Raw genomic sequence first — 24,342 nt, forward strand, 5'->3', positions numbered from 1 at the left:
TTGAAATGCAGGTGAAGGATTGTACGTTTTTAATTACTGGTGCTGCTTCAGGGCTAGGTGCGGCAACGGCAGAGCGCCTAATAGCTGCCGGTGGGAGCGTTGTATTGTGTGACATGAATAATAGCGTGTCGGACCATGCTAAACGCTTAGGTGGTCGTGCAGTGGCCTGCATAGCTGATATCACCTCTGCCGAGCAAATGCAGCAGGCGATTGACGAAGCGATTGCACTGGGAGGTGGCAGCGGCCTTTCGGGTGTTATTCACTGTGCCGGCGTAGTAAGCGTGGCCAAACTGGTTGACCGTAATGGCAATCCCGCAGACCTGGAAAGCTATGCAAAAACGATCAACATTAATTTAGTGGGTACGTTTAATGTGATGCGTTTGGCGGCAGCCGCCATGGCCAAAAATACGCCCAATGAGAGCGGTGAGCGGGGCGTAATTATTAATACGGCTTCTATCGCGGCATTCGATGGGCAGGTGGGGCAGTGTGCTTACAGTGCTTCGAAAGCCGGTGTTGTGGGAATGAGTTTGCCGGCTGCTAGAGAGCTATCGCGTCATGCTATTCGCGTTATGGCGATTGCGCCTGGCGTTTTTGAAACGCCCATGATGAGTGAGATTCCTGACGAAGCGGCTCAAGCCTTAGCCGCTGCGGTGCCTTTCCCCAAACGGCTGGGTAAGCCAGATGAGTTTGCTCAGTTGGTCGAACAGATTATCACTAACCCAATGTTGAATGGTGAAGTAATTCGGCTGGATGGCGGCATTCGAATGCAGTAATTGGGCTGAAAAATTAGTAGCGTCTGATAACCTGCCAGCACTTTTGCTGGCAGGTTTTTTTGTTTATAGATCAATTTTTTACCGGCTGGTCGACCAAAGTTGTAGCGGTTTTGGGTGTTATATTCAAACGACCGCTTGACTATGATGCGGCTGCGCGCTAGTTTTCAAACATGTGTTTGAAAGTGGCTTTTTTGGAATCTAAGCCGTACTAAAAATGTAAGCCGCTTTCAGCCCCCTGCTCAGGAGAAGTGACATGCCCAGCTATCAAGCCCCCTTACGTGATATGCGTTTCGTTATGGACGAAATGTTTGACTATCCCAGCCACTATGCAGCGCTACCCTGTGGTGATGAAGCGTCTCCAGACGTCGTGAATGCGATTCTTGAAGAGGGCGCGCGCTTTGCCCGTGATGTGCTACTTCCGCTCAATCAAAGTGGCGATGAAGAGGGGTGCTTGTTAGAAGGTGGCGAAGTTAAAGCGCCGCAAGGTTTTAAAGAAGCGTATCAGCAATATGTTGAAGGTGGCTGGCCAAGCCTAGCAGCAGATCCTGAACAGGGCGGCCAAGGTCTTCCGCCCTCATTGGCGATGATGCTGTCTGAAATGATCTGCGCAACTAACTTAGCGTGGGGTATGTATCCAGGGCTTTCCCATGGTGCGGCCGATGCGCTTCGGCACCATGGCACTGATGAGCAAAAGGAAACCTACCTTACCAAGCTGGTTGAAGGCGTTTGGACGGGCACTATGTGTCTCACCGAGCCGCACTGTGGTACTGACCTCGGGTTAATTAAGACGCGTGCGGTGCCTAATGAAAGTGGTGCCTACGCCATTACAGGTACTAAGATCTTTATTTCTGCTGGCGACCATAATCTGGCAGAAAACATTGTGCACCTCGTATTAGCCAAACTGCCTGGGGCTCCTGAGGGCTCGAAGGGTATTTCTCTATTTGTTGTGCCTAAGTTTATGCCAGATGCTCAAGGCAATCCCGGCGATCGTAATGGCGTTTCCTGTGGCTCGCTTGAGCACAAAATGGGCATCCACGGTAATGCGACTTGTGTGATGAACTTTGATGGTGCGACGGGCTATTTAGTTGGAGCGCCTAACAAAGGCTTGGCGTGCATGTTCACTATGATGAATGCCGCACGTCTTGGGGTGGGCATTCAAGGTTTAGGCTTAATTGAAGCCAGTTTCCAAAACTCGCTTAGTTACGCTCGTGACCGGTTACAAATGCGTGCCCTTTCTGGTGCTCAAGCGCCTGAGAAAGTAGCAGACCCGATTATTGTTCATCCGGATGTGCGCCGTATGCTGCTAACCCAGAAGGCGTTCGCCGAGGGTGGTCGCATGCTGGTGCTATACACCGCTCAAATGCTAGATATCGTTGAACACGGTAAGCCTGGCGAAGAGAAAGAGCGGGCTGAAACTCTACTTGGTCTATTAACGCCTATCGTGAAAGCGTTTCTCACTGAAGTTGGTTTTGAGTGCACCAATGAAGGCGTGCAGATTTTTGGTGGGCACGGCTTCATTAAAGAGTGGGGAATGGAACAGCTGGTGCGTGATGCGCGTATTACCCGTCTCTATGAAGGTACTACCGGCATTCAGGCGTTAGACCTGCTTGGCCGAAAGGTGTTGATGAGCCAGGGTGAATCGCTAAAAGTATTCACCAAAGAGATCCATAAGTTCTGTAAGACGGAAGCTGATAACCCAGCTCTAAAAGAGTTTGTTGAGCCGCTAGCGAAGCTAAATGCTGAGTGGGGCGAGCTAACGATGGGCGTGGGTATGAAAGCCATGCAAGACCGTGAAGAAGTGGGGGCGGCTAGCGTCGACTACCTCATGTACTCCGGCTATGTCACCTTGGCGTACCTTTTTGCCCGCGCAGCTAAGCAGTCGTTGGTGGAATTAGAAGGTGGCGATAAGGCGTTTTATGCGGCCAAGTTGAATACTGCTCGTTTCTATTACCAGCGCCTGCTGCCGCGTACTAAAGCACATGCTCAGATGATTCAAGCGGGTGCGGGAAGCCTTATGGCGATGTCGAGCGAAGATTTTGGCTTGGGCTTTGAGATTTAAGCATTAGGTTTAACTGAGCACTCTCTGGTCAGGGGACTGATCGGTGGTTTGCGGCAGGCTTGTTCTTAGAACAACACCTGCCGCTTTTTTATTTCAATTTATTTTCCAATAGCTCTTGCCAAAACGGCAGCGAATCCGTAAAGTACGCATCCGCTGCCGGGGACGCACAGCGTTACCAGCGGTGAATAAAGGTGAAAACCTTCGGTTTGTCAGAGAGTTAGAAGAACTCAGCAGCAATATACTGCGATGTCTTCCAACGCTTTTTGAAACGAGCCGCGCCAGAAAGCAACGTTATCTCGCTTTCTTCGCTCACTCGCTTCACTCACTCAAAACAGTGATTGACAAACACTAGGAAATGCGTAGAATACGCCTTCCTCGCTGAGGCAAGCCAGTTCATCGGCTAGCCAGTTACTTCTTCGGAAGTTCAGCAGTGAAAACAGCTCTTTAACAATTTGATCAGGTAATTCATGTGGGCGCTTGCCGATGAGGGTGATAAATCACCAAATATCAAGGCAAGCGGTCATGAGAACGACAGTTTTTAAACGTAAGTTTTTAAACAATAGTTGAATGAATTCGTTTGAACCTTGAGCCAAGTTTGATGCGCTTTTGTTGTTCGTAAACATCACGTTTTCGAGTGACGAGTAAGCATCACAATGATTTTAAACTGAAGAGTTTGATCATGGCTCAGATTGAACGCTGGCGGCAGGCCTAACACATGCAAGTCGAGCGGTAACAGGGGTAGCTTGCTACCCGCTGACGAGCGGCGGACGGGTGAGTAATGCATAGGAATCTGCCCGATAGTGGGGGATAACCTGGGGAAACCCAGGCTAATACCGCATACGTCCTACGGGAGAAAGGGGGCTCCGGCTCCCGCTATTGGATGAGCCTATGTCGGATTAGCTAGTTGGTGAGGTAATGGCTCACCAAGGCAACGATCCGTAGCTGGTCTGAGAGGATGATCAGCCACATCGGGACTGAGACACGGCCCGAACTCCTACGGGAGGCAGCAGTGGGGAATATTGGACAATGGGCGAAAGCCTGATCCAGCCATGCCGCGTGTGTGAAGAAGGCCCTCGGGTTGTAAAGCACTTTCAGCGAGGAAGAACGCCTAGTGGTTAATACCCATTAGGAAAGACATCACTCGCAGAAGAAGCACCGGCTAACTCCGTGCCAGCAGCCGCGGTAATACGGAGGGTGCAAGCGTTAATCGGAATTACTGGGCGTAAAGCGCGCGTAGGTGGCTTGATAAGCCGGTTGTGAAAGCCCCGGGCTCAACCTGGGAACGGCATCCGGAACTGTCAAGCTAGAGTGCAGGAGAGGAAGGTAGAATTCCCGGTGTAGCGGTGAAATGCGTAGAGATCGGGAGGAATACCAGTGGCGAAGGCGGCCTTCTGGACTGACACTGACACTGAGGTGCGAAAGCGTGGGTAGCAAACAGGATTAGATACCCTGGTAGTCCACGCCGTAAACGATGTCGACCAGCCGTTGGGTGCCTAGCGCACTTTGTGGCGAAGTTAACGCGATAAGTCGACCGCCTGGGGAGTACGGCCGCAAGGTTAAAACTCAAATGAATTGACGGGGGCCCGCACAAGCGGTGGAGCATGTGGTTTAATTCGATGCAACGCGAAGAACCTTACCTACTCTTGACATCCTGCGAACTTGTGAGAGATCACTTGGTGCCTTCGGGAACGCAGAGACAGGTGCTGCATGGCTGTCGTCAGCTCGTGTTGTGAAATGTTGGGTTAAGTCCCGTAACGAGCGCAACCCTTGTCCTTATTTGCCAGCGGGTAATGCCGGGAACTCTAAGGAGACTGCCGGTGACAAACCGGAGGAAGGTGGGGACGACGTCAAGTCATCATGGCCCTTACGAGTAGGGCTACACACGTGCTACAATGGCCGGTACAAAGGGTTGCGAGCTCGCGAGAGTCAGCTAATCCCGAAAAGCCGGTCTCAGTCCGGATCGGAGTCTGCAACTCGACTCCGTGAAGTCGGAATCGCTAGTAATCGTGAATCAGAATGTCACGGTGAATACGTTCCCGGGCCTTGTACACACCGCCCGTCACACCATGGGAGTGGACTGCACCAGAAGTGGTTAGCTTAACCTTCGGGAAAGCGATCACCACGGTGTGGTTCATGACTGGGGTGAAGTCGTAACAAGGTAGCCGTAGGGGAACCTGCGGCTGGATCACCTCCTTAAACGATGCATCATCCCTCGCGGTAAGCGCTCACAATGAATTACCTGATCAGAATGCTGTTGATACGCAGTGATAAGCGTTTTCTTTATGTTGAAGAAAGAGAAAAGACCTTTTTGAAGATCTTCTTTAAAGACCTTTCTTTTTCTTTTAACGTGAAAAAAGCACTCGCTTATCACTGCGCATAGCAGTCGCTCTTTAACAATGTATATCATGCTGACATAAACGTTTTAAAACGTTTATACGTAATTGTTTTGTGATACGTCTCAAGCGTATCCGGCAATCGTTATCATTGCGAGATACCAGACTCCTTCGGGTTATAGGGTCAAGCAATGAAGCGCACACGGTGGATGCCTAGGCAGCCAGAGGCGATGAAAGACGTGGAAGCCTGCGATAAGGCTCGGCGAGGTGGCAAACAACCTGTGACCCGGGCATTTCTGAATGGGGAAACCCACTCATCATAAGATGAGTATCTTGCGCTGAATATATAGGCGTAAGAGGCGAACCAGGGGAACTGAAACATCTAAGTACCCTGAGGAAAAGAAATCAACCGAGATTCCCCTAGTAGCGGCGAGCGAACGGGGACCAGCCCTTAAGCATGTGACTGATTAGGCGAATGCGCTGGGAAGCGCGGCCATAGTGGGTGATAGCCCCGTAGTCGAAAATCTGATCATGTGAAATCGAGTAGGTCGGGGCACGAGAAACCTTGACTGAAGACGGGGGGACCATCCTCCAAGGCTAAATACTCCTGGCTGACCGATAGTGAACCAGTACCGTGAGGGAAAGGCGAAAAGAACCCCGGAGAGGGGAGTGAAATAGATCCTGAAACCGTGTGCGTACAAGCAGTAGGAGCAGACTTGTTCTGTGACTGCGTACCTTTTGTATAATGGGTCAGCGACTTATATTCAGTGGCGAGGTTAACCGTTTAGGGGAGCCGTAGGGAAACCGAGTCTTAACTGGGCGACACAGTCGCTGGATATAGACCCGAAACCGAGCGATCTATCCATGAGCAGGGTGAAGGTTGAGTAACATCAACTGGAGGCCCGAACCAGGATCTGTTGAAAAAGATTTGGATGACTTGTGGATCGGAGTGAAAGGCTAATCAAGCTCGGAGATAGCTGGTTCTCCTCGAAAGCTATTTAGGTAGCGCCTCACGTATCACCGCCGGGGGTAGAGCACTGTTTCGGCTAGGGGGTCATCCCGACTTACCAACCCGAGGCAAACTCCGAATACCGGTGAGTGCAAGCGTGGGAGACACACGGCGGGTGCTAACGTCCGTCGTGAAAAGGGAAACAACCCAGACCGTCAGCTAAGGTCCCGAAATCCTGGTTAAGTGGGAAACGATGTGGGAAGGCTCAGACAGCTAGGAGGTTGGCTTAGAAGCAGCCATCCTTTAAAGAAAGCGTAATAGCTCACTAGTCGAGTCGGCCTGCGCGGAAGATGTAACGGGGCTAAACCAGGTACCGAAGCTACGGGTTCACACTATGTGTGAGCGGTAGAGGAGCGTCGTGTAAGCCAATGAAGGTGGATTGAGAAGTCTGCTGGAGGTATCACGAGTGCGAATGCTGACATGAGTAACGATAAAGGGAGTGAAAAACTCCCTCGCCGGAAGACCAAGGGTTTCTGTTCGACGCTAATCGGAGCAGAGTGAGTCGGCCCCTAAGGCGAGGCCGAAAGGCGTAGTCGATGGGAAACAGGTCAATATTCCTGTACCGGACATGATTGCGATGGGGGGACGGAGAAGGCTAGGTGAGCCAGGCGTTGGTTGTCCTGGTGAAAGTGAGTAGGCTGGTATCTTAGGTAAATCCGGGATGCCTTAAGGCCGAGACACGAAACGAACTGACTACGGTCAGGAAGTCATTGATGCCACGCTTCCAGGAAAAGCCTCTAAGCTTCAGATCATGTGCGACCGTACCCCAAACCGACACAGGTGGTCAGGGTGAGAATCCCAAGGCGCTTGAGAGAACTCGGGTGAAGGAACTAGGCAAAATGGTGCCGTAACTTCGGGAGAAGGCACGCCGGCGTAGGGTGACGAGACTTGCTCTCTAAGCCCGAACCGGTCGAAGATACCAGGTGGCTGCAACTGTTTAGTAAAAACACAGCACTCTGCTAACGCGCAAGCGGACGTATAGGGTGTGACGCCTGCCCGGTGCCGGAAGGTTAAATGATGGTGTTAGGATTCGTCCGAAGCTCTTGATTGAAGCCCCGGTAAACGGCGGCCGTAACTATAACGGTCCTAAGGTAGCGAAATTCCTTGTCGGGTAAGTTCCGACCTGCACGAATGGCGTAATGATGGCCACGCTGTCTCCACCCGAGACTCAGTGAAATTGAAATCGCCGTGAAGATGCGGTGTACCCGCGGCTAGACGGAAAGACCCCGTGAACCTTTACTATAGCTTCACACTGGACGCTGATGTTGCCTGTGTAGGATAGCTGGGAGGCTTTGAATCTCGGACGCCAGTTCGAGGGGAGCCAACCTTGAAATACCAGCCTGGCATCATTGGCGTTCTCACTCAGGTCCGTTATCCGGATCGAGGACAGTGTGTGGTGGGTAGTTTGACTGGGGCGGTCTCCTCCCAAAGAGTAACGGAGGAGCACGAAGGTACCCTCAGCACGGTCGGACATCGTGCAGTGAGTGCAAGAGCATAAGGGTGCTTGACTGCGAGACAGACACGTCGAGCAGGTGCGAAAGCAGGTTCTAGTGATCCGGTGGTTCTGTATGGAAGGGCCATCGCTCAACGGATAAAAGGTACTCCGGGGATAACAGGCTGATACCGCCCAAGAGTTCACATCGACGGCGGTGTTTGGCACCTCGATGTCGGCTCATCACATCCTGGGGCTGAAGTCGGTCCCAAGGGTATGGCTGTTCGCCATTTAAAGTGGTACGCGAGCTGGGTTTAGAACGTCGTGAGACAGTTCGGTCCCTATCTGCCGTGGGCGTTGGATGTTTGAGAAGGGCTGCTCCTAGTACGAGAGGACCGGAGTGGACGCACCTCTGGTGTTCCGGTTGTCACGCCAGTGGCATTGCCGGGTAGCTATGTGCGGACGGGATAACCGCTGAAAGCATCTAAGCGGGAAGCCCCCTTCAAGATGAGACATCCCTGAGGCCTAGAGCCTCCTGAAGGGCCCAGCGAGACCAGCTGGTTGATAGGCACGGTGTGGAAGCGCTGCAAGGCGTTGAGCTAACGTGTACTAATGGCCCGTGAGGCTTGACCCTATAACACCCAAGGGGTCTGGTCGTAGTGATAATGAAAACCGGATACGCGCTTCCTGTCAGCGACAGGAAACGAGAGACGCCACAAAACATCAGTAACATGTTCAGCATGATATGCATTAAAAGTTACGCCTGACGACCATAGCACGCGTGAACCACCTGATCCCATGCCGAACTCAGAAGTGAAACCGCTTAGCGCCGATGGTAGTGTGGGGTCTCCCCATGCGAGAGTAGGTCATCGTCAGGCACTTATTGAGAAACCCCGGCCATTTGGTCGGGGTTTTGCTTTTTAGGGGTCTCCCCTGGAGAGTAGCGGAGCGCCGCCCGGATCATCGTCAGGCACTTATTTAACAAAGAACCCAGCCAACCGGCTGGGTTTTTTGTTTGCGCGGAAGAAAAAAGCATCCCCTAGCCCCCTATCACAAAGCGGCCACCTGCCGGTTATTTCCGAGTTACCGCACCGTCATTCCCGAGAGGGTTTACCGGGAATCCATCTTGACCTTGGCCTGTAGCCGCCCGAACCCCCAGGTCAACATGGATTCCCGCTAAGGGCCTGCGGGAATGACGAGAGCGGCTCGGAGAGCTGGGTGCCGTCATCGTCAGGCAATTATTAACAAAAAACCCCAGCTTCAACTGAAGCTGGGGTTTTTTGTTGATCGCGATAATGTTTTAAGTTCATCAAGCAGATAAATCATCGCTACTAATCTCACTACTTAGAAAGCAATTGAAAGAAAATGCTATGATGCGGCGATTAGCGGGGGCATTTTATTCTGAATAGATGTTCACCTATGACATGAAATTACTTTCGAGGTGAAAGGGTGAGTGAAACAGTACCCACATCGTGGCTTGTCTATTGCCGCCCAGGGTTTGAAAGCGACGCACTGGCTGAAATGCAACACCACGCCAAACAGCACGAGGTAAGTTGCGAACCTGCGAAAGGCGAAGGTTGGGTGAGTTTAACGCGCTTAGATAAAGAGCCGATTAATGATTTGCATCGTAAAGCGGCGTTTAAGCAACTTATTTTTGCTCGCCAAAGTCTAGCTGCACTGCCTGCGCTCACGCTGTCCCGAGATGATAGGCTTACGGCTATTCTCGATCAGGTAAAGTCGAGTCGTTGGAGTTTTGAGGAAATTTGGCACGAAACGCCAGATACCAATGATGGCAAAGCATTGGCAGGCTTAATTAAAGCGCTGACTAAGCCATTGCAGAGTATGCTAAAAAAACGGGGCGCCTTGCGTGGTAAAGCCGGTGCACGTCGTTTACATATTTTCTGGACGGATGGTGATCGTGTTCAGTTGGGTATGAGCTTTCCTGACAATCGAAGTGAGCTGATTAATGGTATACGTCGCCTACGTTTCCCATCCCGTGCGCCAAGCCGATCAACGCTGAAGTTAGAAGAGGCATGGCATGAGTTTATTCCCCGAGAAGAGTGGGATGCACGGCTTGCGGATCATATGCAGGCAGCGGATTTAGGGGCCGCCCCAGGTGGTTGGACTTGGCAGTTAGTCCAGCGTGGCATGTATGTTTATGCCATTGATAATGGGCCAATGGACAAGCAGCTAATGGCTACGGGACAGATAGATCATCTTAAAGAAGATGGATTTACTTGGGAACCGCCGCAACGAATGGATTGGCTAGTTTGTGATATCGTCGATAAGCCTGTGCGCGTGTTGGCAATGGTGGAAAGATGGTTAACTCGGAAATGGTGTCGAGAGGCAATTTTTAATTTAAAACTGCCCATGAAGAAACGCTGGGACGAGGTTGATCGCTGCATTAGCACTTTGGAAGATGCGTTGGAAGCGGCGGGAGTGCGCGCTACGATTACATGTCGCCACCTCTACCATGATAGGGAAGAAGTGACGGTTCATGTAAGGCTCGCTCACTAATTTAAAGGTCAGCAGAGTAGCGTAAGGGTGTCAACAGCCTGGTTCGTACACGCGGATAGTTTCGTCTTCTGTTAATAGAGGTAGGATGCTCTGCATGGCCGCTGCACGTGCTTCACTTGAATGCCACTCTTTCCAAGCGCGAAGATCGCGCCATTTGGTAATCATCAGGCGGCGATCTGTATGGCCAAGTTCGACGAGCGTTTCTCCACCGACAAATCCTCGTACGCCAAGTGAAACGCGCATTGCTTCGCGGGCAGCTAGTTCATATTCTTCTTCCAGGCCAGGCATAATACGCCGTTCAATGATTACTTTGATCATGCTGTCTGTTTCCTAAACGAGATTGTAGATGACTGATAATACGTATGACCCAAGTGCCTTTGATGCATCGTTAGACACAACGGGTTTGTATTGCCCTGAACCTATCATGTTAATGCATAACAAGGTGCGTGATATGACGCCAGGGCAGGTGTTGAAGGTAATAGCAACAGACCCCGCAACGACTCGTGATGTGCCAAAATTTTGTCAATTTTTGGGACACCAGCTACTGCTGCAAGAGGAGTCTGATGACCACTACGTGTACTTTATTCGCCTAGCGTAAGGCTTCTGCAGCTATGCGAGGCTAGCCATTAATATTGGTTTTAGGCTCTGGCTTTGATTGGGTAGCCTCGCAAGTGCTTATTTAAGATCACCCCTCTTTATTTGGAACAACCATCATCGCCAAAGCTTCCAGTGTCGCAGGGTCTTCATCCATAATGCGGCTAGCGATATGGCGTTGAAAAAAGTAAACCGTGCGATGGCGGGAGTGGGCATCGTAAAGGCACTTGTCACCCAGTAGGATGGGAGACATCGTGGCTTGCTGTTCATCGGCAAGAACTGCTTCAACGCTTCCATCGCTATAGAGACGCCATCCATAGACTTGCTTCATATTCCAGGGTGCATCGGGATGATTCATGCATAAAGCATGAGTGCCAAGGGTGTCTGGAAGCTGTTGAATCAGCGTAATATCTCCTGAAGCTTCATACTCGAAGTAACTGGCTGAAGCCATTAGCTCGTCGTATTTATGATCAGGAGGAAGGGCGAAAATTTCTTCGGTTTCTGGATCGCGGTAGCCAATAAACTGGCCATTTTCATGGCTGTCGAGTTCATGGCAAGCAGCGAGCTTCTCCATCCATGGCACAAGGCCAATGACGTTACCGTTCTCTTGTAGCCCCCAGGCCAAAACAGGTAGGCCGTAATACGTGTCGGGACTCGCAGCGAGCTGGTAGACCATCTCTAACCCATCTAGCTCAGGGGCTAGGCGGATCAAACATTTTTGCGCCTGCTGACGCTGACGCACGGTTTCCAGGTCGATGACCTGGGCAGAGCGGGGTGACAGGGATGCGCCCATAATGTCCCTCCTTGTGCTGCGTGGTCACGACATCGGTAAACAGCGTATGCTGCCTACCACTTAGTTCACCAATAGCACAGGTTGCCCAGAAGGTTAAGGGGGTTTGTGATTTTTAATTATCGGAGCAGCTAGTAAATTGATCTCGCAACGCTTGGTGTTGTGCTTTTACTTGTTGAAGTTGCTGCCAGGGCGCCTGTGGGTTGTTCAATGATAACCAAGTGTTCTGATAGTTTTTAACCGCTTCAGGTGGCGTTATTTGGTGGGCATTAATTAGTCGGTTAATTGCTGTAAGCCACTTGAGAGAAATCTGCTCAACTTGATTAAATCCTGCTGGAAAATCATCTTGCAGGCATTCACTAGTGGTTAAGCGCGTTGACTCAAGTACTAGGTTTGCCTCCGTTAAGCGTTGGTGGGCGAGCAACAGTGTGCGTAAAATTTCTGCTGTTAAAGGCCTCTCTTGCAGCGCTTTAAGGTGGTTTTCAAGTGCTGAAGAGTCCTGTTGCCATGCTTGGCTAAATTGGTGTGTGACCATTCGCTCAAGGTAATCAACTGCAACCAGTTGATTGTCAATATTAGGTAGTTCAGAGCTATTTAAAGGGGCACTTGCTCGGGAAAAGCTTTTTTCCCACTCTTCAGAATCAAAAATGGCATTCCAGCTGACCGCTGGTAGCTGTTCTGTCTTGAGTTCAGTTAGTTCAGCCAATCGCGCTTTATTGTCATCACTTAAGCTGTCAGGAATATCACTGTTCCAGCAGGCACTTAGGCGTTGCCATAGCGCGCGTTCGTAAAGCCAGTGCTGGCTAGGGGGAGCAACGCGGCCCAACTGATTGTTCCGTGCTGCAATGAGTGATGTTATCTGGCACTCACGTAACGCATAGATATTCAGCATACCCTCTCGAGTTTCAGGAATATTGAATAGTCGCTCTCGACGTTCAGGAAATTCACCAATATTAGGTGGCGGATGACGCTCAATATTGGCAATTGAAAGATCGCTAGTGAGCTGTTGGTGATACTCTACCCAGGGCTGTTCGGCACCATTGTTTCCGCAGCCCACTAGTACCAAGCTGGCACTGGTAGTCAGCCATAATATAGCTTGAGGGTAGAGTGCCATTGCTTACTCCTGTTGACTAATCCACTTTAATCGCCAAGCAAGTAATAGTGCGGCTGTGCTGAGCCCCGCAATCAGGCCTATCCAGTAACCATGCACCCCCAACGGGTCAGACATGTCACCTATACCGTGAGTTCCTAGCCAGTGACCACCGCCTAAACCGACAATCCAGTAAGAAAGTACGGTAATGACCATCACGATTCGGGTGTCTTTATAACCTCGTAATGCACCTGCTAGGTTGACTTGAAGTGAATCTGATAGCTGGAAAATTACTGCCAGGGATATGATGGTGAGCGCCAAAGCCTGGATGTCGGCATTGGAGGTATACAACGAAATCACCGACACCGCTGTAAACCAAAGTAATGTACTGTTGATGACGGCCACAATGACACTGATCACGATACCGTTCCAAGCAACAGTGCGCGCCATAGCAGAACGTTGTTGGCCCAATGTATTACCCACGCGTACGGTAAGTGCCATGCTCAAGGACATCGGCAGCATAAAGAGAATAGACGTGAAGCTTAGAGCAATTTGGTGAGCCCCTACAGTGACCTCTCCAAAGCTGGCAATAAACAGGGCTATCAGTGTGAATAACGTCACTTCCACGAAAATAGCCACACCGATGGGCACACCCACTACTACAAGCTCGCGGATGCCGGACAGTGTTGGTGGCGTCAGCGTTTGCCAAATCGAGACGCTTTGGTAGGTACGTCCTTTACGGGTATAGAGCGCCATTGCAACGGCCATTGTCCACATCGAGAGTGCTGTAGCGATGCCGCAGCCGAATGCGCCTAGTGCCGGTAGCTGTTGCAGAGCGCTGGGTAATCCATCACCAAATATATTAACTAGGCCATCACCGCCATAGATAAGTAAATAGTTACTGGGAATATTAACGGTTAGCCCCACCAAGCTAATCCATAACGCGGGGCGGGTGTGATTCATGCCATCTGAAAAGGCTCTAAGCGCCTGAAACAAAGCGATTCCGGGCATGCCGAAGGCAACAGCGGAAAGGTAGGCAGCAGACTCTCTTGCAACCGCAGGGGGAACCTTCATAAGTTCGAATATCGGCGTTACGACTGTCCACAGCAATGCAGCGGCAGTGAACCCGAGTACTAATGCGACCCACAATGCCTGATGAACCGCAGGGCAAATCTCAGCATTTCTCTTGCCGCCCAAAAGGTGCGCCACGATAGGTGTGAGGCCCATCAACGTACCGGTCATAAATAGCATCAGTGGCATCCACAGGCTTGAGCCAACCGAAACGGCAGCTAAGTCGGTGGCGTTATGCCTGCCGGTCATGATGACGTCGACCACGCTCATGCCCGCTTGTGCGAGTTGGGCGCCGCAGATGGGTAGTGCTAACGCTACCAACGTGCGTGTTTCTGGCCAATAGATGGATTTTATATTGCTAGTGAAGCCGCCCACGGTATGTTTCCTGTTTAGCAAAGTGACCCAACAAAAGCCGATAGAGTAGCAGGAGTTACTAGGATCTCGGTAGCTGTCTAATGATTTGCCATCTCTTTATCATCGGGACAAGGCGCGGGTATACTTTACGAAATGAACGACGACGTAGGTATATAGTGACTCAAGAGCAGGAGCGTTGGACGCTTCACGACATAACGGCGCTGTTTGATGGTGTGTTTTTAGCACGTTATCAGACGCGATTAATCAAAGGTGGCGATGAACCCCTATATCGCCCAGCTACATCTGAAACACCTTATCATCAGGTGATTTTTGCGCGCGGCTTTTTTGCTAGTGCACTGCACGAGATTAGCCACTGGTGTATCGCAGGAGAGAAGCGTCGGCAGTTGGAAGATTACGGGTACTGGTACTTGCCTGATGGGCGCGACGCCCAGCAGCAGCACGCCTTCGAACAAGCGGAGATTGCCCCGCAGGCGCTGGAAAAGCTGTTTACTCGTGCCTGCGGACGCATATTCCACGTTAGTGTAGATAACTTGGGTGGGGATGTTGAGGTGGATCGTGAGGCGTTTGCCAACAAAGTAGATGCCAGAGCAGCACGTTATTTAGAAGAGGGGCTGCCATTGCGTGCCAACGCTTTCTTTATCGCATTGACACGCTATTATCAGCATCAAGATACCTTGGTGCAGGCCATTAAACAGGGGCAGCGAGAACTTGACGTGGCGCTGGTCGCGTCGGCTTAGTCTTTCTCGGTAAGCTGCTTGTGAAGCGTTAGCATTACTTCAATTTCGTGCTCGGGCCGCATCGGTTCGAGCCCCATGTCGTTAAAAATTTCGCTGCGTAAGCGGTGCCAATCTCTCGCACTAATCGCTTCATAAAGCACCTGTGCAGGCGCTAATTCAACAAAAGGATCCAAGCCGTAGGTGTCAAAGAGCCGAGCCAGCGCTGCTTCATCCTCACCGTTATCGCTAGTGTACAGCGTAGCCGAGAAGTGATCGGTCTCTAGTTCACGTATGACATCCAACGGGCTGACGCCGAGGCTTTCTAGCTCTTCAATGCTATAAGAACCCATCACGTTCGTGTCTTCACTGATCCAGCTATCGTCAGGCTGAATGAGTGTCTGTTTAATGCGTCCATCAGGTAGAGACCAGGCAATAGCCAGCGGCAAGCCGTCATCTTCGCCCGTCTCAATGGCAATAAATCCTGGGTAATCAGCCACGCTTCGCTCCTTTTAAGCTTCCGCATCAAGGCGGAAAAAATGCTGGGCAGTGCGGGTTGTTGCGTTCCCCAGCTCGGTTTCAGTCACGTCATGCCACTGGGCAATCTCTCTTACAATCCATGGTAGCAAGGCTGGCTCGTGACGGCGTCCTTTTAGTTTGGCTGGAAGGTTGCGAGGCAGCAGGTAAGGACAGTCAGTCTCTACCATTAACCTTTCTAACGGAATATCTTTCACTATTGAACGAAGGTGATGACCTCTGCGCTCATCACAAATCCAGCCGGTTAATCCAATATGAAGATCTAAATCGAGATAGCCGTGCAGCGTATCTCGGTCAGCGGTGAAACAGTGAATAACGGCTTGGCTGATATCATCTCGCCAGCTATGCAGCATTTCACGCATTCGTTGCCCCGCGTCACGTTCGTGCAAAAATAGCGGTAAGCCACTTTCAGCAGCGAGCGCCAACTGAGCCTCAAACGCTCGCTCTTGCTCGTGAGGCGTTGAAAAATTGCGATTAAAGTCCAGCCCACACTCGCCCACGGCAACCACTTCAGGTTTTTGATGAAGCGCTTTCAACTGGCGCGCCACATCACTACTCCACCCGCTAGCATCGTGTGGGTGAACCCCGGCAGTCGCATATATGCCTGGGGTCTGTTTAGCCAGCTCTACGGCTTGCTCAGCGTGTTCAATATCAGTACCCGTCACTATTAAGGTAGCTACATTGGCCGCTTTCGCCCGCGCAATGACATCAGCTAAATCACGCTGAAAACTCTCGTGAGTCAGGTTAGCGCCGATATCCACCAAGGGGGCACCAGAACGAAATTGCAGCGCCTCGGGTAAAAAACTATCCACAGCACTTGTCGCCAAGCGTCACACTCCCAGTGTTAGTTAAATATTCGATAGCAGCCAGCTCTCGTTAATTATTTAGCCAGCTGTAAAACGCCATTGTAACGCTGGAGAGTAACAACGACTAATGGTCTATCCCGGATGGATATCTCATTCGAATGGCACGAATTGCAAAAAAACTGGCTCGATAGGTAAACAGTAAAGCAGTTTTTACTTTTAACATGAGGGTGAAGCATGAAATAAATCGGGCTTAAGGCTCATTTAATAACAACAATAGACAGGTGAAAAGCATGCATTTATCACGTCATTTCGCTATTTCTGTGCTATCGGCTGCGGTCATTACGGCTAGCTATGCGCCCAGCGTAGCCGCCAATGAAGGTATTTCAGATAATGAAATCCGTATTGGTTATCTAGCTGATATGTCAGGCGTTTATCGCGATCCCATAGGCCCATTAGGGCAAGACGCCATTGAGATGGCAATTGAAGATATTGGCGGCAGCGTACACGGTGCCCAAGTTGTCGTCTTTAGTGCTGATGATCGCAATAGCCCTGATGTTGGCTCAAGCGTGGTGCGTGAATGGATTGATGAACGCAATGTCGACATGGTCACTGGCTTAGTGGCTTCATCGGTTACATTAGCAGCAGTAGGCTTGTTAGAAGAGGCGGATAAACTTGGCTTAGTGAACGGCGCTGTTTCTTCGAGTGTCACTAACGAGCACTGCTCTCCTAACCATATTCACTGGGTTTACGATACTTGGGCGATGTCCAATGGCACGGCAAAGGCAATTACTCAGGAAGGCTATAAAAACTGGTATTTACTCAGTGCCGACTACTCGTTTGGTCATGCGCTTGAAGCAGATGTAGAGCGGGTGGTCACGGAGAATGGTGGAACGATAGTAGGTAGCGCACGACACCCCTTTCCGAACAGTGACTTTTCCTCTTTTATGCTGCAGGCCCAGGCATCGGGCGCTGATGTAATTGCCCTCAATAATGCTGGTGGTGACACCATCAATGCCGTTCAAACGGCAGGCGAATTTGGCATTACTCAAGCCGGGCAGATTCTAGCCGGCATGGTGCTGTTCAGTACTGATATACGCAGCATTGGCCTGGAGAACGCTCAAGGGCTGCAGTTTACTAAAGCATGGTATTACGACTTAACTGATGAAACGCGTGCCTGGGCAGAGCGTTTCCGTGAGCGCACCGGCAGCATGCCGACCATGGTGCATGCAGGGCTCTATTCCAGCACCCGCCACTATTTAGAAGCCATTGAGGCCGCGGGAACAGACGACACGCAAACCGTTCGTCAGCAGATGCTCGATACCCCCATTAACGATGTTTTTGCAACGAACGGCTACATTCGTGAGGACGGCCGTATGGTGCATGACATGTATCTCGTTGAAGTGAAAACACCGGAAGAGTCAGTTGATGAGGATGACCTCTTCAGAGTTGTGCGCACTATTCCCGCCGAGGAAGCATTCCGGCCACTTTCTGAAAGCGTTTGCCCACTCGTCAACAATTCGTAAAACGCTGAAGCCCTAACAACACATAACAATAAGGACTTGGCATGGAACAGACATCCTTAATTCATCGTAATACGATTGGCGCTGCGCTAAACCGCAGCGCTCGCAAATATTCTCAACAACTCGCACTAACGTTTGGTGAGCGAACCTGGAGCTATCAATCGCTTAACGATGCCGCTAACAGCGTAGCTAGTGGTTTGTTAGCGGCCGGTCTTTCTCCTGGGGATCGGTTGGCGGTATATGGTAAAAACTCAGATGCCTATGTCATTGCCTGGCTTGCTGCCACTAAAGCGGGCTTAGTACATGTGCCTATTAACTTTGCGCTAAGTAGTGATGAACTGCGCTATATCCTTGAGCAGTCCGGGGCGAAAGGAGTGCTAAGCGATAGTTCGTTAGCTGACAAAGTTCAGGAGGCAACCCAAGGTTTAGCATTAACGGTCAATGGAACACTGCATGCTGATCAACAAGATATCCAGTTGGGTCGTTTTGATGTCTTGGCTTATGTGCATTCCTCGCCATCAACAAGGGAGCCAGCGGTCGCCGTAGAGGGAAGTAGTCTGGCACAGCTGCTCTATACCTCTGGCACAACGGCAGCGCCTAAAGCGGCAATGATGACCCACCAAGCGCTGATGGCGGAATATATGGCCTGCATGGTGGAGCTGGATATCAAGGGAAGTGACGCCATGTTGGCCGCTCTTCCGCTTTACCACTCGGCACAAATGCATGTTTTTTTGATGCCGGCTTTACTACTTGGCGCCCCCATTCATTTGCTTGAAGCACCGCTTCCGGATAGCTGTCTGACGGCGATTGCCGAACAAAAAATCGTATCGTTCTTTGCGCCGCCCACGGTGTGGATCAGCTTGCTACGTCATGCTGACGTTGATCAGTTTGATTTAACCTCGCTCAAGAAGGCGTACTACGGCGCCTCGATCATGCCGGTGCCTGTTTTGGAAGAGATACAGCAGCGATTCTCCAGCGTTGGTTTATATAACTGCTATGGGCAGAGTGAAATTGCCCCCTTGGCAACGGTATTACGTCCAGATGAGCATGCTGAGCGTCCTGCGTCGGCGGGGCGGCCGATACTTACGGTGGAAACACGCATTGTTGATTTGGAAATGAACGATGTTGACTCGGGCGAGCATGGCGAGATTGTCCATCGTTCGCCGCAGTTAATGATGGGCTACTGGGATAAGCCGGAGATGACCGCTGAGTCCTTCCAAGGCGGCTGGTTTCACTCTGGTGATGTGGGCTACTTCGATGAAGCAGGCTACTTATATGTCGTGGACCGGATTAAAGACGTTATCAATACGGGGGGCGTGTTGGTTGCCAGCCGTGAGGTGGAAGAGGCGCTGTTTAAGCACTCGGCTATTTCGGAAGTAGCGGTGGTGGGGCTGCCTGACGAAAAGTGGATTGAAGCGATTACCGCCGTTGTTGTGGTGAAAGAGGGGCAAGTGGCTAGCGAGGATGAGCTCATCCAACATGTCAAAAGCTTGATTGCACCCTACAAAGTTCCTAAGCGTGTGGTGTTTGCAGAGGCTCTGCCAAAAAGCACCGCAGGTAAAATTCTTAAACGTCACCTGCGCAAAGACCTAAAGGAGTGAGCATGGACGAGCAAACACAGGCGCTGTTTCATGACATGATCAGCCGCTGCTTAGCGCAGGAAGTGGCGCCTTTCTATGACCAGTGGGAAGCGGACGGTGAAATACCGCGCTCTTTATGGCTAGCGCTGGGTGCCGCTGGTCTATTGGGGATTGATCTTGATGAGACCTATGGTGGCTCAGGTGCCGATATTGCCATCACCCAACGGGCACTGGAGGAGATGTCTCGGCAAGGGTTTGGTGGGCTAGCCAGCGCTTACAATATTCACGCCAATATCGTGATGCCTTATCTGCAAAATTTAGCCACTGATGAACAGCGCGAAACCTGGCTGCCCCGCATGGCAAGCGGGGAGTGGTTGGGGGCGATTGCCATGAGCGAGCCGCATGCTGGCAGTGACTTGGCAGCGATGAAAACCCGCGCCACCAAAACAGCCGATGGGTGGCTACTCAACGGCAGCAAGCTGTTTATTACCAATGGCCAAGTGGCCGATCTCGTTATTGTCTGTGCAAAAACAGACCCCAGTGCAGGTGCAAAAGGGGTCTCGCTGTTTTTGGTCGATACGTCACTTCCTGGTTTTTCCCGTGGCAAGCCCATTAAGAAAATTGGCCAGCACGCCAGCGATACGGCAGAGTTAGCATTTGACCAGCTGCAACTGCCTAACAGTGCCTTATTAGGGGAAGAGGGCGCTGGGTTTCGCTACCTAATGCAAGAGCTGCCCCGAGAGCGCTTAGGCGTAGGCGCGCAAGCGCTTGGCGCGGTAGAGGGCGCGTTGGCATTAACGCTTGATTACGTCACCCAACGTCACGCATTTGGTCAACGCGTGGCCGATTTTCAAAATACCCGCTTTACGCTGGCTGAGATCAAGGCACAGCTGGATGTCGCGCGTGCCTACTTCGATCAGTGCGTTAATAAGTACCGCCACGGCACGATGACAAGTACCGAGGCCGCGATACTCAAATTACAGCTTAGCGAGCTGCAGTGTCGTGCTGTTGATCGGTGCCTTCAGCTGTTTGGTGGTTATGGTTACACCCATGAATATCCCATTTCACGCTTCTATTTAGACGCACGTGTGCAAACTATTTACGCCGGTAGTTCTGAGATTATGAAAGAAGTGGTCGCACGCTCGCTGTTGGGCAAAGTGGCTTAAGCGCTTTTCTTAAGTCCTTTTCCGCTGTGCGTCATTACTAAGGAGAGATTATGCAACTGGATAGCGTTGTTATTGTAAGCGGTGCCCGCACCGCTATTGGCGGGTTTGGTGGGTCGCTCTCATCTTTCGCGCCCCATGAGTTAGGCACTATCACTGCCCAGGAAGCACTACGCCGTGCGGGCGTTGCTGGCGCTGATATCGACCACTCTGTGTATGGCCATATTATTACCACTAGCCCAGAAGATGCCTACCTTGCCCGCCATATTGCGTTGAGTGCGGGTGTGCCAAAAGAAGCCGGTGCCTTTAATGTTAACCGGCTATGTGGTTCCGGCGTGCAGGCAGTGATATCCGCTGCGCAGCAAATCGCTCTGGGCGACAGCCGCTTAGCATTGGCAGGTGGGGCTGAATCCATGTCGCGAGGTGCTTATCTACTGCCGCCCCAAGCACGCAATGGCATACGCCTAGGCGATGCCAATATCCAGGATCTTACCCTCGGTATTCTTAGTGACCCATTTGGCAGCGGACATATGGGCATGACCGCTGAAAATATCGCTAAGCAGTATGGCTTAAGTCGCGAGCAGCTCGATCAGTTTGCGGTGGATAGCCATCGTAAGGCGGCAAAAGCCATTGCAGAAGGGCGTTTTGACGCACAAATCGTGCCTGTTGAGGTGACAAAAGGAAAACAGACGGTTTCCTTTGCCCGTGATGAGCATGTGCGAGAAGGTGTTGAATTAAGCGATTTAGCCCGGCTTAAACCGGCCTTTAAAAAAGAGGGAATAGTAACGGCAGGAAACGCCTCTGGGATCAACGATGGCGCTGCGACCTTGGTGCTGGCGCATGCTGATGAAGCACAGCAGCGCAATTTAACGGTGAGGGCGCGACTTCGCGTGGCAACCACCGCCGGTGTGGAGCCTTCGGTAATGGGGTTAGGGCCAATCCCTGCGGTGAAACGCTGCCTCCAACAGGCAGGGCTGACGATCAATGACATTGATGTGATTGAGTCCAATGAAGCGTTCGCGGCACAAGCAATGGCGGTTGCCGATACGCTGGGTTTCCCATTGGAAAAACTCAACCCGAATGGTGGTGCGGTGGCGCTCGGTCATCCAGTAGGCGCGACCGGTGCCATCTTGATCCTAAAAGCCTTACACGAATTGGAGCGACGTCAGGGCCGCTATGGTTTGATCACGCTGTGTATCGGCGGTGGGCAGGGCATTGCGCTGTTAATAGAGCGCGAATAACAAACGGTTTTCCAATAACAATCGACAGGTGTGTTTTATGTCTACGGTAACGCCAAAAATACTTCCTTCTACGCCGTCTGCGACTAGCTCGCCGCTGTTAATTAGCGACTTGCTGGAGTCTGGTGTTCGAATGGCGGGGAATAACCAGATTGTTTATCGAGACCAGAGCCGTCATGACTATCAACGTTTTCGTGATCGGGTACACCAGCTTGCCCATACGCTAACAGCACAGGGCGTTCAGGCGGGTGATGTGGTGGCGGTGCTGGACTGGGACAGCCATCGTTATTTAGAGTGCTTTTTTGCCATTCCAATGATTGGTGCCGTGCTACACACCGTCAACGTACGTTTGGCGCCTGAGCAAATTCACTACACGATGGAGCACGCTGAAGACGTCTTTGTGCTGGTGCATGAGGATTTCGTACCGCTACTGGAGCCACTTGCTGATCAACTGCCCAACATACGCGGTTACCTACTTTGCCAAGAAGCGGCGAGCCAAGAAACACAAAGCACAGTCAGCACGTCGCTGCCATTAGTGGGTGAGTTTGAGGCGTTGTTAAGTGAGCAGCCAACTCATTACGAGTTCCCTATTTTTGATGAAAATGCAGTGGCTACGCTGTTCTACACCACGGGCACCACCGGCAACCCGAAAGGGGTGTTTTTTACCCACCGCCAATTAGTCCTGCACACACTAGGTGAAGCCAGTACCTTCCAAGCACCGGGTTGTGAATTGCTCAACCGTGACAAGGTATACATGCCCATCACGCCGATGTTCCATGTGCATGCCTGGGGCGTGCCTTACACTGCCACGTTGATGGGGGCGACTCAGGTATACCCTGGCCGCTATGAGCCGGAAATGTTGGTCAAACTGCTGATGAACGAAAAGGTCGATTTCTCCCACTGCGTGCCAACGCTGTTAAATATGGTGGTTAGCGCTGACGCTATCGCATCGAAAAAAATTGATTTAACCGGTTGGAAGGTGCTTGTGGGCGGCAGTGCGCTAACTCAAGCCCTGGCTAGCCGTGCTTGGTCACTCGGCATTGATACGCGAAGTGCCTACGGCATGTCAGAAACCTGTCCGCTGCTAACCGCTGATATTTTGCCTCAGGATGTTGCCGAAGCCGATTTTGAAGTGCAGCTTCTCTGGCGGTGTAAGGCTGGTTTACCCGTGCCCCTAGTGAAATTACAGGTGGTTGATGCCAATGGAGAACCGCTACCCCATGATGGCGTCAGTGTTGGTGAAGTGCGTGCCCAGGCACCCTGGTTAACCCAGGCGTACTACAAAGAAGAGAAACGCAGTGAAGAGCTTTGGCGGGATGGATGGCTGCATACCGGTGATGTTGGCTCGATTGATGAGCATGGTTTCTTGGCCATTAGCGACCGTATTAAAGATGTCATCAAAACCGGTGGAGAGTGGCTCTCCTCACTTGAGCTGGAAAGCTATATTAGCCAATGCCCGGGTGTGGCGGAAGTGGCGGTAATTGGCGTTACAGATGATAAATGGGGTGAGCGGCCAGCAGCGCTCGTTGTCCCTAGCGATGTCAATAACCCACCCACGGCAGAGGAAGTACAGGCGTTTATGGAGCAGTTCGTCGAGCAGGGCAGCATTAATCGCTGGGGTATTCCATCGTTGATTCGTTTCGTAGATGAAATTCCTAAAACCAGTGTCGGTAAGCTGGATAAAAAGCGCATTCGCACTGAGATATAAACGCTAGCGTTTTATGCCCGCCGTTTGTGCCTTGCGGTAAGCGGCGGGTGAATCTCCTGTCCACTGTTTAAACGCTCGGCTAAGACAAGCAAGGTCTTCAAATCCTAGTTTTTCTGCGATGGTTGTCAGTGGTTGTGTGCTGCGAGTGAGTGCTTGAATGGCATAGTCGCGACGGTATTCGTCTTTAACCGCCTGGAAATGAGTACCTTCAAGTTTCAAGTGTCTTGAGAGTGTCCGCACGGACATATGTAGCGCATCTGCCACATGCTGAACAGTGCATGAGGTGGGTAAGTGGCGGCTAAGATGTTCGCGAACGCGGTGAGTAATCAAACGATCTTCAAAAGAGACGTAGAACCAGTCAGCCGGTGCGCGTTGTAGAAATGCGCCAAGATGCTGTTTCGTTTGGCGTATGGGGTGGTTGAGAAACACCTTATCAAAGTAAACAGCTGTTTGCGGTTGATCAAATTTTAGCTTGCCGGGATAGAAGTAGAGATAGTCAGCACTGTGAGCAGGTTGGGCGTAGCCGCACTCCATCAAGATAGGTGGAATTTTGCGTGCGATCATCCAGGAGGCGATACCGTGAAACAGTTTCAGCATCAATTCATGAATCAATATTCGACTGCCGCGAAGCGGGGCGCGTTCTTCCAGCGCCATCCGAGCAAAGTCGCCTTCAATAGTAAAGTCGTAGCCGAAATCATCTAATAGAATGCGAAAAAACTGCGTATAGCGATGAAGCGCAACATGCAGCGTTGGTGCATCTAGCAAGCTCAAGCACAGCAGCTTTAGTGTTCCACAGCGTAGCGGCCTGGAGAAAAAGCAGGGTGTTTCATCATCTAGCTCAAGGGCAAGGAGGCGGTAAAGCTCGGCAAACTGCTCAACAGTGACTCGGCCGTTCGGTGCGCTGAGTAGAAAGGGGGAAATTCCAGCAAGCTCTAGGTAGCGGACAGGGGAATGCTCAGTGGCGGGTAAGCCACACAGTAGTTCGTTCACAAAGTGCATTGAGACGGTGACGGTCACGATGTCAGCCCTAAACG

The 24,342-nt window shown here is 51.3% G+C and carries 17 protein-coding genes and 3 rRNA genes; 13 read left to right on the top strand and 7 right to left on the bottom strand.

The genetic code is table 11. The features are described 5' to 3' along the window. The first annotated feature begins 5 nt into the window (after nucleotides 1–5). The 6 genes from J4377_RS06250 (at nucleotide 6) to rlmM (ending at nucleotide 10,123) form a co-directional block, all read left to right on the top strand. The gene (locus J4377_RS06250; protein WP_231658639.1) at nucleotides 6–773 is read left to right on the top strand and encodes an SDR family NAD(P)-dependent oxidoreductase; all 768 of its coding nucleotides are present in this window, start codon (nucleotides 6–8) and stop codon (nucleotides 771–773) included. A 253-nt stretch (nucleotides 774–1,026) separates the two neighbouring features. Continuing rightward, nucleotides 1,027–2,832 (top strand): acyl-CoA dehydrogenase C-terminal domain-containing protein, encoded by a 1,806-nt coding sequence (locus tag J4377_RS06255; RefSeq protein ID WP_253487430.1) that lies wholly within the window; start codon nucleotides 1,027–1,029, stop codon nucleotides 2,830–2,832. Between the two features lie 661 nt (nucleotides 2,833–3,493). Next, nucleotides 3,494–5,028: ribosomal RNA gene (locus J4377_RS06260) — 16S ribosomal RNA — on the top strand. Between the two features lie 319 nt (nucleotides 5,029–5,347). Next, a 23S ribosomal RNA gene (locus J4377_RS06265) occupies nucleotides 5,348–8,240 on the top strand. Nucleotides 8,241–8,368: 128 nt separating this feature from the next. Next, a 5S ribosomal RNA gene (gene rrf, locus J4377_RS06270) occupies nucleotides 8,369–8,484 on the top strand. The 16S, 23S and 5S rRNA genes sit together here, the layout of an rRNA operon. A gap of 571 nt (nucleotides 8,485–9,055) precedes the next feature. Next, nucleotides 9,056–10,123, top strand: coding sequence for a 23S rRNA (cytidine(2498)-2'-O)-methyltransferase RlmM (rlmM, locus tag J4377_RS06275; RefSeq protein WP_198350099.1), 1,068 nt, complete (start codon nucleotides 9,056–9,058; stop codon nucleotides 10,121–10,123). Nucleotides 10,124–10,153: 30 nt separating this feature from the next. On the opposite strand, the gene J4377_RS06280 is transcribed toward rlmM, so the two are convergent. After that, nucleotides 10,154–10,441: an antibiotic biosynthesis monooxygenase gene (locus tag J4377_RS06280; RefSeq protein WP_038482998.1), complete on the bottom strand. Its 288-nt coding sequence runs from the start codon at nucleotides 10,439–10,441 to the stop codon at nucleotides 10,154–10,156. A gap of 28 nt (nucleotides 10,442–10,469) precedes the next feature. Here J4377_RS06280 and tusA point away from each other — a divergent pair, with 28 nt between their 5' ends. Beyond that, nucleotides 10,470–10,721: a sulfurtransferase TusA gene (gene tusA / locus J4377_RS06285; protein WP_038483001.1), complete on the top strand. Its 252-nt coding sequence runs from the start codon at nucleotides 10,470–10,472 to the stop codon at nucleotides 10,719–10,721. Between the two features lie 87 nt (nucleotides 10,722–10,808). On the opposite strand, the gene J4377_RS06290 is transcribed toward tusA, so the two are convergent. From J4377_RS06290 to J4377_RS06300, 3 genes are all read right to left on the bottom strand, one after another. Then, a complete protein-coding gene (locus J4377_RS06290; protein ID WP_038483004.1) occupies nucleotides 10,809–11,510 on the bottom strand; it encodes a hypothetical protein in 702 nt (233 codons plus the stop codon). A gap of 112 nt (nucleotides 11,511–11,622) precedes the next feature. Further along, nucleotides 11,623–12,621 carry a DUF3080 family protein gene (locus tag J4377_RS06295; RefSeq protein ID WP_038483007.1) on the bottom strand — a complete coding sequence of 333 codons (999 nt, stop codon included), beginning with the start codon at nucleotides 12,619–12,621 and terminating at the stop codon, nucleotides 11,623–11,625. Nucleotides 12,622–12,624: 3 nt separating this feature from the next. Further along, nucleotides 12,625–14,043, bottom strand: coding sequence for an MATE family efflux transporter (locus tag J4377_RS06300; RefSeq protein ID WP_253487432.1), 1,419 nt, complete (start codon nucleotides 14,041–14,043; stop codon nucleotides 12,625–12,627). 155 nt (nucleotides 14,044–14,198) lie between these two features. On the opposite strand from J4377_RS06300, the gene J4377_RS06305 reads away from it, so the two are divergent. Continuing rightward, entirely contained in the window at nucleotides 14,199–14,780 is a 582-nt protein-coding gene (locus J4377_RS06305) for an elongation factor P hydroxylase (protein ID WP_099049300.1), read from the top strand. Here J4377_RS06305 and J4377_RS06310 read toward each other — a convergent pair. Together J4377_RS06310 and J4377_RS06315 are read right to left on the bottom strand one after the other, a co-directional pair. Further along, on the bottom strand, nucleotides 14,777–15,256 hold the full coding sequence (locus J4377_RS06310; protein ID WP_038483013.1) for a hypothetical protein: 480 nt from the start codon (nucleotides 15,254–15,256) through the stop codon (nucleotides 14,777–14,779). The two genes, J4377_RS06305 and J4377_RS06310, sit on opposite strands and share 4 nt — an antisense overlap. A 12-nt stretch (nucleotides 15,257–15,268) precedes the next feature. Beyond that, nucleotides 15,269–16,120, bottom strand: coding sequence for a TatD family hydrolase (locus tag J4377_RS06315; protein ID WP_193068412.1), 852 nt, complete (start codon nucleotides 16,118–16,120; stop codon nucleotides 15,269–15,271). A 269-nt stretch (nucleotides 16,121–16,389) separates the two neighbouring features. Between J4377_RS06315 and J4377_RS06320 the strand changes: the two genes are divergently transcribed. From J4377_RS06320 to J4377_RS06340, 5 genes are read left to right on the top strand one after another with little or no spacing between them, the layout of a single operon-like run. Next, nucleotides 16,390–17,622 carry an ABC transporter substrate-binding protein gene (locus J4377_RS06320; protein ID WP_038483019.1) on the top strand — a complete coding sequence of 411 codons (1,233 nt, stop codon included), beginning with the start codon at nucleotides 16,390–16,392 and terminating at the stop codon, nucleotides 17,620–17,622. Between the two features lie 41 nt (nucleotides 17,623–17,663). After that, nucleotides 17,664–19,220, top strand: a complete 1,557-nt coding sequence (locus tag J4377_RS06325; protein WP_253487434.1) for a fatty acyl-CoA synthetase — start codon at nucleotides 17,664–17,666, stop codon at nucleotides 19,218–19,220. 2 nt (nucleotides 19,221–19,222) lie between these two features. After that, nucleotides 19,223–20,365 (top strand): acyl-CoA dehydrogenase family protein, encoded by a 1,143-nt coding sequence (locus J4377_RS06330; RefSeq protein WP_198350102.1) that lies wholly within the window; start codon nucleotides 19,223–19,225, stop codon nucleotides 20,363–20,365. A 50-nt stretch (nucleotides 20,366–20,415) separates the two neighbouring features. Beyond that, nucleotides 20,416–21,603, top strand: coding sequence for a beta-ketothiolase BktB (gene bktB / locus J4377_RS06335; protein ID WP_038483029.1), 1,188 nt, complete (start codon nucleotides 20,416–20,418; stop codon nucleotides 21,601–21,603). 37 nt (nucleotides 21,604–21,640) lie between these two features. After that, nucleotides 21,641–23,308: a fatty acid--CoA ligase gene (locus J4377_RS06340; protein ID WP_038483032.1), complete on the top strand. Its 1,668-nt coding sequence runs from the start codon at nucleotides 21,641–21,643 to the stop codon at nucleotides 23,306–23,308. A gap of 3 nt (nucleotides 23,309–23,311) precedes the next feature. On the opposite strand, the gene J4377_RS06345 is transcribed toward J4377_RS06340, so the two are convergent. After that, a complete protein-coding gene (locus J4377_RS06345) occupies nucleotides 23,312–24,325 on the bottom strand; it encodes an AraC family transcriptional regulator (protein WP_038483037.1) in 1,014 nt (337 codons plus the stop codon). Nucleotides 24,326–24,342 lie beyond the last annotated feature (17 nt).

It is taken from the genome of Halomonas sp. XH26, from assembly GCF_024138895.1.
GTDB lineage: Bacteria > Pseudomonadota > Gammaproteobacteria > Pseudomonadales > Halomonadaceae > Vreelandella > Vreelandella alkaliphila.